Origin of the sequence: Flavobacterium limnophilum, assembly GCF_027111315.2 — a bacterium.
Lineage (GTDB): Bacteria > Bacteroidota > Bacteroidia > Flavobacteriales > Flavobacteriaceae > Flavobacterium > Flavobacterium limnophilum.
Genome location: NZ_CP114289.2, coordinates 2,003,283 through 2,017,644, shown reverse-complemented (window position 1 = coordinate 2,017,644; position 14,362 = coordinate 2,003,283). Strand labels below are relative to the sequence as shown.

The following is a 14,362-nucleotide window of genomic DNA, read 5'->3' as shown; positions in this document are numbered from 1 at the left end:
AATACAATAATGAACAGATTAAAAAAAAATCCAAATAATAATATAAAAGTTATGACGATAAAAAAATATATCGTGAGCGTTTTTGTCCTCTTGTTATTGACGGCCAATGGTTATGCTCAGAAATTGGTGACCGTAACGGGTGTTGTACGTGATAAAATGGGCTCGATTCCAGGTGCGACAATTATAGTAAAAAATGAAAAAGCGAATACTTCCAGTGATATGGATGGTAAATTTTCTATAAAGGTAAGTAATCCCAATACAGCAGTTTTGGTGGTTAGATTTATTGGGATGGAGGACTTTATTATGCCTTTAAAAGGACGTACCTCTGGTATTGAAATCCAGATGAAAGAATCGCTAAGTGAATTGAATGAAGTGGTGGTTATTGGTTATGGTTCTGTAAAACGCGGAAACATAACAGGTGCCGTTTCTAGTATAAAAGGAACAGCTTTAGAAAAAGTTCCAACTAGCTCTGTATCCGAAGCATTGGTGGGTAGATTACCAGGGGTTCAGATTACTTCAAACGATGGTTCCCCAGGGGCTGAAATACAGATTCGAGTTCGTGGTGGTGGATCAATCACTCAAGATAATTCGCCTTTGATTTTGGTGGATGGTTTTGAGGTGGCTACCCTAAATGATGTTCCGCCAACGGATATAGAATCGGTAGAAGTCCTAAAAGATGCTGCAGCAACTGCTATATATGGTGCTCGAGGTGCTAATGGAGTTGTGTTGGTAACTACAAAGAAACCTAAAGCAGGTCAAGTTTCGGTGCATATAAATAGTTATATGCAGATGAAAACCTTGTCGAATCATTTGGACGTAATGGATCCTTATGAATATACGATGATGCAATATGAGTCCGAAAGACAAAAATCGTCTAATCCAACGGCTTTTTTTAATCGCTATGGGCATGCTAATGAATTGTATATTTATCAAGGCAATAAGGGAACTGATTGGCAGGATGAAATCTTTGGTACTAATCCAATTGCTAAATACCTCGATTTTAGCATAAATGGAGGTACTGAAAAAACAAAGTACAAATTTGCTGTTGTGAATCAAGATCAACCTGGAGTATTGGTAGGGACTGGTATGAAACAAACCAACGTTAACTTTACATTTAATACTAATTTATCTGATAAATTTACTTTTGAATTACAATCTCGTTTTACAGATCAAAGAATATCAGGTTCTGGTACAGAAGGGGTTAATTTGTTAGATGCGATACGTCAAGCGCCAACTCTTGGTTTGCAAGATTACATGACTTTACCAGAAGATGATACTTATTTTGATCCTGAAGATTATACACCTGTTACACGTTTCAATCCAATAGAAGCAGCTCAGAAAAATTATCGCAATCGTGTTTCGCGTACCTTTAACACCGTTGGGGCATTAACTTGGAATATTAAACATGGTTTAAGTTTTCGTAGTTCCTTCGGGTTTCAATACCAATATGCAGAAGACGGTCGTTTCTTTGGTACAGGTACAGGTGCTGCAAATGCCAATGGTAATCAGCCAGTAGTATCTTGGGGAATGACTCAAAGCCCTCGTTGGCAATTGACTAATGTATTGAATTATAATTTTAAACTGCATTCGCTTCATGATATTCAATTGATGGTTGGACAAGAAATGAAGGATCAGAGTAGTGTTAATAAAACCTATACCACTCGTTTTTTTCCTGAAACTATAACGGGAGAAAAAGCATTATCTAATCTTGCTTTGGGAACACCTTTAACAAACAATTCTGTCGAAGGTTCTCCAAATCGAATTTCATCCTTCTTTGGTCGTGCAAGTTATGGTTATGATGATCGATATCTTGCCGCTTTTACACTTCGCGCCGATGGTTCAACACAGTTTGGTCCTTCTAATCGTTGGGGAGTGTTTCCTTCCGCTTCATTTGCGTGGAGAATGTCTAATGAAGCCTTTTTGAAGGATAGTAAAACCGTTTCGAATTTGAAACTTCGTTTGAGTTATGGAGTTTCTGGTAATGATAGAATTAGTAGCGATCTATATGCTAAATATTATGGCGTTTCTCAAAACAAATCAGTAGGTTGGGGAGAAAATAGTAATAACTATTATAATTTTTATAATGCTACTTTTTTGACTAATCCTGATATAAAATGGGAATCAACTTATACAACAAACTTTGGTGTCGATTTTGGTTTCTTTAAGGAACGTCTTACAGGTACTCTTGAAGTTTATACAAATACAGTAAAAGATTTGTTAGTACCTTCTGATATTCCTGGAACATCTGGTTTTAGTAAAATTATGACGAATGTAGGTCAAACCTCTAATAAAGGAATTGAGCTTGGTCTTACTGGTACTGTAGTTCAGGGCAAAGACAGCAACGATTTTCAATTGGATTTAAACTTCAATATTGGATTTAACAAAAACAAAATTGATGCACTTTCAAGTGGAGAGAATGAATGGATTCTTAGTTCAGGATGGGCTGGAACACAATTGCTAAACGATGATGATTACCGTGCATATGTTGGCGGAGCAAAAGGATTGATTTACGGTTTTGTAAATGATGGTTTTTATAAAGTAGATGATTTCTTGCCTTTAGATCCAATTACTAAAGTGTGGAAACTTAAAGACGGTATTGCCAACTCGGTAAACTTGGCAGGTGCGCCACGCCCAGGAAATCCTAAATTCAAAAAATTAACTCCTGTTGATGCATCAGATTCCAATACGTATGTAATTGGTGCAAATGACAGACAGGTTATTGGAGATACTAATCCAGATTTTTCAGGAGGTTTTGGATTTAATGCCAATTGGAAAGGTTTTGATTTATCTACCTTTTTCAACTTTGTGTATGGTTTTGATGTTTATAATGCCAACAAAATCATGATGACTTCTTGGTATTCAAATACCCAAAATAATTTAGGAATGGAAGTTTCGTTGGCCAATCGTTGGAGAAATTTTGATGATATGGGGAATGATCTTCGATACTCGCCAGAGCTTTTAGCCGATTTCAATAAAAATGCCACTATGTGGAATCCAACCACGGTTGGTCGTCCTATAGCTGAGTCCTATGCCATTGAAGATGGTTCATTTTTACGATTGAATACACTTACGCTGGGATATACAATTCCGAAAGCATTAACTAAGAAACTTGTATTTAATAGAGTTCGTGTGTATGCAACAGGTTCTAATTTATTTGTTTGGACCAATTACTCGGGCTACGATCCAGAGGTTAATTTAGAAGCAGGATTAACACCTAACATTGATTATAATGCGTATCCAAGAACAAGAAATTACACTTTTGGAGCTCAATTATCATTTTAATTTTAAATCTTAAAACAATGAATAAAAAGATATTATTAAGCCTTCTATTTACTTTCGGCTTGTGTTTCACATCTTGTAGTGATTATTTAGAAGTTAATCCAGCAACAGGGTTTACCCAAGCTGAGGTTTTCGGTTCAGAAAGTGAAATACATTCAGCTGTTGCTGGTATATATACACTGATGTTGAGCGACGATGTGTATTCTAACCGTCTTGCTTTTGTGTTTAATCCGAATACCGATGTAGAAATGTCGGGGATTTCAACTAATGCGGTTAATGTAAATGGTTCTGATATAGCCTGTTTTCAACCTAAGCCTTATTGGACAACGTTGAATTCTACTTGGAATGCGATGTACAAAATTATTAACTTGTCTAATGATGTAATTGAAGGAATTGAAAATTCAGATATTTATAAAGCAGACCCGAAAGACAAAGCGTCCAATATAACTCAAATGTATGGAGAGGCTAAGACACTTCGTGCGATGGTATATCTCGACATGATTCGCATTTGGGGAGATGTTGTATTTCGTACGAAATCATCAGTTGGAGGAGAAGATTTTACGGTAGGAGTTACCGATAGAAATAAAATTTTGGAATTTCTAATAGACGATTTGAAGTCTGTTGAACCGCTAATGCAATATCCTAATCAGTTAGATTTTGGTACAGAACGTGCCTCAAAAAGTTTTAATCAAGGCTTGATTGGTTTATTGGCTCTTACTCGTGGAGGATGGGCTTTGCGTCCCGATACAAGCAATCCATCTAGTGTCGGAAAAATGGTTCGTGGAGATAATTATGAAATGTATTATGATATTGCAATCAAATATTTAGGTAAAGTAATTGATGAGAAACACCATGATCTAAAATTGAGTTATAGCGATTTTTGGAAACAACAAAACAATTGGGTAACACCAGTTGATGATGATGTTATGTTTTCATTAGCTTTATTAAAAGGTACCTCAGGGGAATATGGATATTCCATAGGAGTTCCAATCACGGGACAAGTAATACAACCAGGATCATCAGCACCAGTAACTAATCCTTATGGAGGAGCTTCAGGAAGTCTTAGTTTATGTGGAACTTATTTGTACTCGTTTGACAAGAAAGATTTGAGACGAGATGTTACCTGTGCACCGTATTCGTATGATGTTAATCTGAATCAAGTAATTCGTTTGGATTTAGCCAAGTTGGCAACTGGAAAATGGTCGAAACTTTATGAGGAGAAGGCATTGGGTGCTGCAAGCACTAAATCTACGGGTGTAAACTTCGCATGGATGCGATTTTCCGATGTATTGTTAATGTATGCCGAAGCCGTAAACGAACGTGTTGGCCCACGTGAAGACGCTCGCGAATGCCTAAGACGTGTGCGCCGCAGAGCATTCGATAAGGCAAGCTGGCCTGATAAAGTGGATAATTATGTTGCTTCTAAAACATCTCCAGAGTTGTTTTTCAATGCTATCATGGAGGAACGTGCTTGGGAGTTTGGCGGCGAGAGTAAACGTAAGTTTGATTTAGCACGATGGAATAAATATGGTGAAGTAATTTATAATCAATACAATAAATTGATCAACTGGGGTAAAGTAGCGAATGGAGCTTATGTTGCCGGTATAGGTGATGTCCCTGGAAGTGTGTACTGGAAAAACATCCCGGATCCTAAAAATGCAGGTCGAACCATTTTAGATATTCAAGGAATTGACCAGATTTTGACAGCTAAACCAGCAGGTTATACCGAACAGGTTTTTGCATCAGCTTGGTATTCATTAAATAGTGATACTCAAACTTATGAACCGCGAAACGATATCAAATGGAGTTTTAGAGGGTTTATCAATTTCAACAATGCAACAAGTGTAACTCCTAATGATCCTTTGCGTTATCTGTGCCCTTATCCTTCTAAAGTGATTACTGACCATCGAGGGAATATTCAGAATTATTATGGTTTTAACTATTAAATTAAATATAGTATGAAAAATTCAAAACGACTAATATATATAATTTCACTTTTAAGCATGATTTTGCTTGGAGGAATGTTTAACTCTTGTCAAGAGGAGAATTTGGGATACGATAAGAATGGAGATTTGTTTCAACCCAAGTTTATTGACGTCTCTCTCTCGGATACCAGTACCCCTGCTTTGGTTAAAAGTAATTCCATTGCTTTGGTATGGTACAAAGTAAATGATGCCGATTCCTATACTGTAGAATTGCATTTTGATAATTACTACACCAGTTTGTTCAAATCCTATACTACTACGGATACACAGATTTTTATGGATGACATTCCTTATAAAACCCAGTACTACATTCGAGTTCGTGCCAATAAGGCTGACTCAAAATTTAATTCACAATGGAGTTATACGAGTGCTTTGACAGAAGATCGTCCGCCATATGCTCAAATATTAAACAAAGTGGAGAAGGTAAATATTACCGAAAACGATGTGAAAGTGAGTTGGAAGATTGATGTGGCAAATCCAGTGGATAGTATTTCTGTTGTGCCGGCATCATCTAAGGATGTTCCTGCTATAGGACGTAAATTAACAGCAGAGGAAATAAGAATCGGACAAGCCAAAGTGGAAGGTTTGCAAAAAAGTACCGCTTACAATGTAAATGTTTACGATAATACTAAATCACGTGTTTATGATAGACCTTATAATCAGGTAACTTTTCGTTCCTCAGGACCATCGGCAGGACAAATTTTGGTGATGAAAGGGGATGATTTAGATGCACTATTAAGAAAGAACGATTTGGATCCAACGATTCCAGAAGGAACGGAATATTACTTAGAAGCAGGTTCGTTATTTAAAGTTACTCCTTTTACTATTTCAAAAGGTTTTAAACTTACAGGTAGTAACCAAGGCGAACGACCACAAATTGAATTAAACGGAAACTGGAATATTAAAGAGGGAGGCTATTTGTCGTCTTTAGCGTTTGAAAACATTCGTTTTTATCAAACCATTGATGCAAGTTACTTCTTTAATAGTGGAAATTCTTGGACCATTGGCGAAGTTACTTTCTATAACTGTGTATTCAATAATTTCAGACGTGGTTTTTGGAGACATCAAGGAAATGGAAAATATAAAGAAGTAGGAAACTTTGAGATGAACTATTGTACTTTGGATATGAATGGTGGTCATTCAGGTCCTTATGGTACTTTTGCTCTTGGCTCTGCTGGAGCCGATAATTTTAAAAGAGCCGTTTTCTCTAATTGTACTTTTATGAGAGATTATTATACTATAGGTACGGAAGTACCTGATAAAACGCGTAATTTCAAAAACTTGTTTGATTATGGTGCCTCTACTTATCCAATTTATTTGGAATATAACAATGTTACGATTTATGATTATGCTTATAATCGTTCATTAATTAATATCCCTTCAGCAGTAGGTTCTACTTTGGTTTTCAAGAATGTAGTGTTAGCTTCTGCCTGTGGCAAAGTAATTCAAGCCATTGCCGCAGGTTGTACGACTACCTATAGTAATAATTATACCACTACAGATTATCTGCTGGGGCCTACGAGTATTCAAGGAACCGCATTGGGAATTAGTGCACTAAACTTGTTTGTGGATCCAAAAGCAGGAAATTTAAAAATAAAAGATCCTAATTCTCCAGTTGTCATAACTAAATCAGGAGACACCAGATGGCTTCCTTAAAAACAGTTTGCCGAATAAATTATTTTAAGTAAAAAAAGGAAGTATCCTCTTTGGATACTTCTTTTCTTCACTTTTTCTATTTGCAAAGCACAACAAACAATTTAGTTTGAAGCTAATCGGAATCGCATATTATATACAAAAGGTTTTGGTGAAAACTTCTTGATTAAAACACAATTAAAAATGAAATTTAAACGAATACTACTGTCCATAAGTTTGACAGTCTATGTATTAGGAGCAAATGCTCAAGGCTGGAATGGTGACTTAGGAAACGGAAAGTACAAAAATCCCATTCTGCATGTCGATTATTCAGATCCCGATGTATGTGCAGGCAAAGAGGGGTATTATATGACTGCTTCCAGTTTTAATTCTTCTCCGGGATTGCCCATCCTTCATTCAATGGATTTGGTAAACTGGGAGTTGATCGGGTATGCATTGCAGGATCAATTTCCTGTTGAGCATTATCGTGCGGTTCGCCACGGCGATGGGGTTTGGGCTCCATCAATTCGGTACCACAATGGAGAGTATTATATTTATTGGGGTGATCCCGACTTTGGAATCTATAGGGTTAAAACCAAAAATCCTGCTGGCACTTGGGAAGAACCAGTGTTGGTAAAAGAAGCAAAAGGAATTATTGATACTTGTCCGTTTTGGGACGAGGACGGAAAAGCCTATTTGTCCTATGCTTTTGCAGGGAGTCGAGCTGCAGTCAAGACTGTTTTGATGGTATCTGAAATGAATCCAGACGGCACGAAGTTAACGGGTAATCCCGCAATGGTTTTTGACGGCCATAATGGTCACACGACTGTTGAAGGTTCTAAAATGTACAAACGTGATGGTTATTACTGGATTATGGCTCCTGCTGGAGGCGTAAAACCCGGATGGCAATTGGCCATGCGCTCCAAGAACGTTTGGGGACCTTATGAGTCTAAAGTTGTTTTACATCAAGGGGATACAAACATGAACGGACCACATCAAGGTGGATATGTCGAAACTCCTAACGGAGACGGATGGTTCATACATTTTCAGGATCGTTGGGCTTATGGACGTGTGGTCAATCTTCAACCTGTTACTTGGAAAGACGGTTGGCCAATTATGGGGAAAGATACCAATAAAGATGGAATCGGCGAACCAGTTATGGAATGGACAAAACCCAACGTTGGCAAAACTTACCCGGCTACACCTTTAGTTTCTTCGGATGAATTCAATGGACATCAATTTGGATTGCAATGGCAATGGCAAGCCAATCAAAATCCTGGCGAACATTGGGGATGGTCATCTGCCAATCTAGGATTTATGAGGTTGAATTGTATACCGCATCCCCAAGAGATGAAAACGATGTGGGTGATGCCCAATCTTTTGTTGCAAAAATTCCCTGGAGCAAACTTTTCTGCCACAACCAAGCTCAGTTTCGAAAATAATCCGGATGCAGGAGAATGCAGCACAGGTTTGATAGTTTTTGGTGAAGATTATGCCTATATCGCTATCGAGCAAGATGCCAAAGGCGGTCTCAAATTAGTGCAGCGATTACTGAAAGATGCCCGAACTTCCAAAGACAACGAGACAGAAATTGCATCCACGGCTATTGACCAAAAAAAGATTTATTTCCGTACCAAAGTTGAAATGGTACAAAACAGGGAGCCTTTCGATGCTAAAGTTACTTTTTATTACAGTACTGACGGAAAAACATTCAAGGCATTTGGAAAACCTTTCAAACCAAGCGCCGGACGTTGGGTAGGAGCAAAGATTGGACTGTTTGCAACGGGAACCAAGTCTATTAATGACAGCAGTTATGCCGATTATGACTGGTTTAGAGTAGAATAAAATTAAAAATAGGATGAAAATTAAAACAACTTTCTTGGTGTGGCTGGTACTGTTTTCTGCTATTTCTTGTAGCAGCAAGACGACCAGCTTAGTTAGAAATGTTTCTAACGAAAAGACTTTTGCTAACGGGAACCTGCCTTTTAAAATGCCGGAAGTGCAAATTCCAGTATTCAAAGCGGATACATTGAATATTATCGATTTTGGAGCGATTCCAAACACGGGAAAACTTTGCACCAAAGCCATTAACGATGCCATCAAAAAATGTTCTGGATCGGGCGGAGGCGTTGTTGTCATTCCTTCGGGTTTGTGGACTACTGGTCCCATAAAAATAAAATCTAACGTTAATTTGCACACAAAAAATGGAGCTTTCATTTCATTTACAAGTGATTTAGATCAATATGAACTGATAGAATCTTATTTTGAAGGCAACAAAGTCATTCGATGCGAATCGCCTATCATGGGAGTCGATTTGGAAAATGTTGCCATTACGGGAGAAGGAATTTTTGATGGAAATGGCTCTAATTGGCGTCCGATTAAAATTGGTAAAATGACCGCTGAACAATTGAAAACGCTCGTGAGTTCAGGAGGCGTTCTTTCCAGGGACGGCAAAATTTGGTATCCTTCCGAAGAAGCATTAATTGGAAATGAACAGAAAGACAAACTGCCAAAAATGCCTACCGTTGAAAACATGAAACCCTATAAACAGGCATTACGTCCGGTAATGGTCAGCCTTGTGAATTGCAAAAAACTCCTTTTGGACGGAGTTACTTTTCAAAATTCCCCAGCTTGGAATGTCAATCCACTGATGTGTGAAAATCTGACATTAAGCAATCTAACCATTCGCAATCCATGGTATTCCCAAAACGGAGACGGTCTGGACATCGAATCTTGCCGAATTGGGACGGTAACCAACTGCAAATTTGATGTCGGAGACGATGCCATTTGCATAAAATCGGGCAAAGACAAAGAAGGACGTGAGCGTGGAAAACCAACAGAATTATTTGTAATCACCGATTGTGTGGTCTATCACGCCCACGGAGGTTTTGTCATTGGAAGTGAAATGTCAGGTGGCGTTCGGAATATAATGGCCAAGAATCTCACTTTTATTGGCACCGATTGTGGCTTGCGGTTCAAGTCCGTTCGAGGAAGAGGCGGTCTGGTCGAAAATATTTGGATGGAAGACATCAGGATGAAGAATATTCCAACAGATGCCATCAATTTTAACCTCTATTATTTTACCAAAGGAGCAGTCGAAGATCCCGTTACTGGCGAAATGATTGTCGAAAAAGAAACGGTTTCCGATCAAACTCCTGCCTTCAAGAATATGTATTTCAAGAATATTTATGTCGATGGAGCCAAACAAGCCTTAAAAATTATGGGAATCCCGGAAATGCCTGTTCAAAACATACAATTCAAAAATATGGTGATTCGCTCGGAAGCTGGGATCCAAATGAATTATGCCAGTAAAATTGATTTTGTAAATATTGATTTAAGACTGGATAAACCAGGTATTGCGGCAAGTTTTTCAAATAGTCAAAATGTAACTGTCGAAAGTTTTAAATCTATTGGAGAAAACCAAATGTTTTGGGTTGGAGGTGCTGCCACTAAAGAGGTCTCATTGAAAACGAATGGCAAAAAAATGGCTTTTGACAAGGATGTAAAAGTGCTGGAATCGATTAAAGATCAAGTAAAAATAATAGAATAAAAGGGGACATAATTTGTTGTGTCCAAAATTAACTCATTGCATAATTAATAAAATTAAAACTGTATAAAGTATGAAAAAATAATACGATATCTAAACCTCTAACACGGATTTTATGAATTAAGATTTTGTGGTTAGGCAATAATGAACTGTTTAACTTAAACTAAAATAAAAAAATGAAGAAAATAATTTTACTTTTTATGATGTTCCTCTTTGGAACAAATTTAATATCGGCCAGTACGATAAATGTTACGCCCGCTACAATAGGAGCTAGTTTGACGGCTGCAGCTGATGGCGACATTTTACTGTTAGATGCAGGAACCTATACGTCTGGAATCAATTTTCAGACTGGTAAAGTGATAACCTTGCAAGGGGTTGATAAGGCTACGGTAATTATTACTCAATCAATTGGATTGGGGACTTCAACCGCTGTTACAAATTGTGGGTTACTGTTTAAAGATTTAACAATTAACATAGCTGCAAGCTATTTTATGGATGGGACTATTGGCGATCTAAAAATTATAGAATTTAATAATGTTGTCATTCAAAATGTAAACCGTTGTATTTTAAGAACAGCAAATACTACTGCAAATACGATTGATTTGATAAAATTTAACAATTGTACGATCAAAAATTGTGGATCTGGGGGGTATAGTTTTCTTTATCCAAAGCACATAGTAAAATCGCTTGAAGTGACTAATACCACTTTATACAATTACACTCTTGGTGAAAGTTTTTTCTATCCACAGACTGCGGCAACTTCTAATGTTTTTAATTTTTCATTTCAAAACAATACCGTTTATAAATGGGGAAAGGACGACACCAGAGCATTATGCAATGTAAGAAACCTTTATAGCACGGCCTCAAATTATGTTTTTAAAAACAACATCATAGCAGAACCTGGCGCGACCTTGTTGCCAAAAATTGTGATTGCTACCGGAGGTAATTTAGTGGCCGAAAAAAATCTGGTGGTAAATTACGGTACTTATACGTTGACATCTGCAACTTCTTCAAGCATTACCGATAATACCTTGGCAGGATTAGGATTGTCAACTGTTGGTTTTGCAGATGCAGCTAATGGTGATTTCTCTATTGTTTCCACATCGCCTGTTGCCACTGCAAGTACCACAGTTGGTATTATTGGGGATCCAAGATGGCTTAAAGTGGTTTCGGCTCCGGCCAATCTGACCGTTTCTGCTGCTCCTGCAGCAGGAGGGACAGTTACGCCTTCAAGTGCCATTTACAACCAAGGAGACAATGTTACTATGACTGCAACCCGTAACTTTGGTTATAGTTTTAAACGCTGGGTGGATGGAAATGGCGCTTTAGTTTCAACTGCAAACCCTTACACATTTACGATTACTTCAAATACTACTTATGTTGCCGAATTTGAACCAGTGGCTACTTATACCTTGAATGTAAATGTTCTTGGCGCCTACGGTTTAGGCGAATTTTCTATTGCTCCTGCGGGCAAGGATGGAGCGTTCTCTGTTTACGAAGCAGGGACTAATGTAACTATTACTGCCATTGAAAACGATATTGTTAAATTCAGCAATTGGTCTGATAGTTCTACTGCTTTAAGTACATCTGTAGTAATGGATGCCAACAAGAGTATCACAGGAACTTATGATAATCAATCTTTTATAGCGGGTTGGACATTCAAGAACGATCAATATGCACATCCAAGAGTTGCTGAATTATATTCTAATGTCGAAAACAGACCTCAGTTATTTGCTTATCAAGTTTCAGATAATACGGTTGCTCCCAATGTACGACTTTTGAATAGAGGAGGAGTAAATGGTTTAGGTGTATGGAATACTAATAAAGGGCAGTTCTTCCATTTTATGACCTCTTTTTCGACAGTTGGATATAAAAATATAAATGTTTCGTCGGGACTTATTGGATACTATTATGGCTGTGACGAATGGACTTTTCAATATTCACTTGATGGTGTAAACTTTGTGAATGTTTCCAGCTTGACTACTATAAATACGAGTTCCATCACTTCAATTGGAGGAATCTTGCCCGTTGAAGCAGAAGGAAAAGCAAAAATCTATCTTAGATGGTTTCCTAATGTAACTGGCCCAAAACACGGAAGTGCAACTGATGTAACGGCAACGGTATTGTCAAATGTTACGGTCAAAGCCGATGAAGTTCTGGTATCGGACGCGATTGCTCCGGTACTTCAAACCACGCTTCCTGCTGCGGCTTCAACTACAGTGGGTGCCAGTGGATATATCATCTTGACGTATGACGAAAAGGTAAAATTAGGTACGGGAACAGTTACCTTCAACGGTAAAGTGCTAACTCCTGAATTTGTAAACAAAACAGTGAAATTTAGCTATTATGGATTGGAATACGACAAACCATATACTTTCAATATGCCAGCCGGATTGGTTACAGACCTTTCGGGAAATAGTGCTACAGCGCTTAATTTGTCATTTAAAACAATGGTAAAACCAATTCCTGCCAAACGTGTCTATGACTTGATTGTTGATGCCAATGCAACGACTACGCAATTAGCCACGGGAAAATATGTGAAAACTATTGCCGAAGCATTTACAGCAGCACCACTTAATTCTACCACAAGATTTTTGGTATTCATTACAAACGGAACTTATAATTTGGGTGGAGATGGTACCAATCCACAAGGAATTGTGTTGCAACTTCCAGCAGGAAAAAACAATGTTTCCCTGATTGCCCAATCCAAAGACAATGTAATTCTTCAAGGAAATCCAGGATGGGGTATCAAAAATGCGGTTCTGTCTATTGAAGCCAATGATTTATATATGGAGAATATAACCATTGAGCATAAAGATGGAATGACAACAGCTGGTCAGCGACCTGCGCTCAATCCAGCTGGAGACAGAAATGTGTATAACGGAATTAGATTGAGAAGTAAACAAGACACTCAAGTTACAGGCGGTAACAGAAGTTTTTACTATAAATCTACAATCGAAGGCGACGTGGACTTTATTTGCGGAGGAGGAACACACTGGTTTGAAGAATGTAAATTGGTTTCGGTTGCAGCGGGTTATTTAGTGGCTCCAAATCATTTGGCAACCGAGCCTTATGGATATGTCTTTAATAATAATACAATTACTGCAGTTGCAAGTTATTATTTAGGACGTCCTTGGCAAAATGCTCCAAGAGCAGTTTATTTGAATACCACGATGGTAACCGAACCCAATACACAAGGATGGGCAAGCATGGGAACTTTGCCTGCACTATTTGCAGAATACAACAGTGTAAATGGAAGTGGAGTAGCTGTTAATACTGACAATAGAACCAATGTTTTCTCCGTAAGTGGGGTTAATCAAACAGGAGCTTACAATCCAGTATTGACCAAAGCACAGGCTGATGAATACACCATAGAAAACGTTTTGGGAGGTACAGACAAATGGGATCCACGTTTGGTGGTGGAACAAGTGGCAGCACCAACCAATCTTTCGGATATTGGAAACAACACCCTCAAATGGGACGACAATCAATATGCTGTTTGCTATGTTGTGTGTAGAGAAGGCAAGGTGTTGGGAATTACAACCGATGCCACATATACAGATACTACTGCTGCAGGAGCAAAATATGCTTATACTGTGCAAGCCGTTAGTGAATACGGTGGTTTGAGTACAGCCAGTGCTACCACAACTTTGGGATTGGGAAAAATAAAAGATTCCAATGAAGTGATTGCCTATCCAATGCCAACAACTGGCGTGGTTAATTTATCATTGCCAAAAGGCATTGGAAGTCTAAACTATGAAGTGTATTCTATCCAAGGACAAAAAGTCAAAAATGGACTGTTGCCAACAGATGTGACACGTTCCATAGATTTAAGCAATTTGAATTCTGGTGTTTACATTATCAGTATGAAAAATGCCGAAGGAGCTGTTTATAAAGCAAAAGTGATTAAAAACTAGAT

Annotated in this window: 6 protein-coding genes; all 6 read left to right on the top strand. The window is 38.0% G+C overall.

The features are described 5' to 3' along the window. Positions 1-9 precede the first annotated feature (9 nt). The 6 genes from OZP13_RS08275 to OZP13_RS08250 all read left to right on the top strand — a co-directional run bounded on the left by OZP13_RS08275 (position 10) and on the right by OZP13_RS08250 (position 14,360). The gene (locus tag OZP13_RS08275; protein ID WP_281299308.1) at positions 10-3,282 is read left to right on the top strand and encodes a SusC/RagA family TonB-linked outer membrane protein; all 3,273 of its coding nucleotides are present in this window, start codon (positions 10-12) and stop codon (positions 3,280-3,282) included. Between the two features lie 17 nt (positions 3,283-3,299). Then, complete coding sequence (locus OZP13_RS08270; RefSeq protein WP_281299307.1) at positions 3,300-5,225, top strand: RagB/SusD family nutrient uptake outer membrane protein; 1,926 nt, start codon at positions 3,300-3,302, stop codon at positions 5,223-5,225. 12 nt (positions 5,226-5,237) lie between these two features. After that, the gene (locus OZP13_RS08265) at positions 5,238-6,920 is read left to right on the top strand and encodes a DUF5123 domain-containing protein (protein ID WP_281299306.1); all 1,683 of its coding nucleotides are present in this window, start codon (positions 5,238-5,240) and stop codon (positions 6,918-6,920) included. A gap of 180 nt (positions 6,921-7,100) precedes the next feature. Then, positions 7,101-8,741: a glycoside hydrolase family 43 protein gene (locus OZP13_RS08260; RefSeq protein WP_281299305.1), complete on the top strand. Its 1,641-nt coding sequence runs from the start codon at positions 7,101-7,103 to the stop codon at positions 8,739-8,741. A gap of 13 nt (positions 8,742-8,754) precedes the next feature. Continuing rightward, positions 8,755-10,446: a glycoside hydrolase family 28 protein gene (locus OZP13_RS08255; RefSeq protein WP_281299304.1), complete on the top strand. Its 1,692-nt coding sequence runs from the start codon at positions 8,755-8,757 to the stop codon at positions 10,444-10,446. Between the two features lie 173 nt (positions 10,447-10,619). After that, a complete protein-coding gene (locus OZP13_RS08250) occupies positions 10,620-14,360 on the top strand; it encodes a pectinesterase family protein (RefSeq protein ID WP_281299303.1) in 3,741 nt (1,246 codons plus the stop codon). The last annotated feature ends 2 nt before the right edge of the window (positions 14,361-14,362 follow it).

What these genes read in the sequence shown, in the direction of transcription:
- OZP13_RS08255 (WP_281299304.1), top strand. Translation starts at nt 8,755, where the DNA reads ATGAAAATTAAAACAACTTTCTTGGTGTGGCTGGTACTGTTTTCTGCT.
- OZP13_RS08275 (WP_281299308.1), top strand. Translation starts at nt 10, where the DNA reads ATGAACAGATTAAAAAAAAATCCAAATAATAATATAAAAGTTATGACG.
- OZP13_RS08250 (WP_281299303.1), top strand. Translation starts at nt 10,620, where the DNA reads ATGAAGAAAATAATTTTACTTTTTATGATGTTCCTCTTTGGAACAAAT.
- OZP13_RS08260 (WP_281299305.1), top strand. Translation starts at nt 7,101, where the DNA reads ATGAAATTTAAACGAATACTACTGTCCATAAGTTTGACAGTCTATGTA.
- OZP13_RS08265 (WP_281299306.1), top strand. Translation starts at nt 5,238, where the DNA reads ATGAAAAATTCAAAACGACTAATATATATAATTTCACTTTTAAGCATG.
- OZP13_RS08270 (WP_281299307.1), top strand. Translation starts at nt 3,300, where the DNA reads ATGAATAAAAAGATATTATTAAGCCTTCTATTTACTTTCGGCTTGTGT.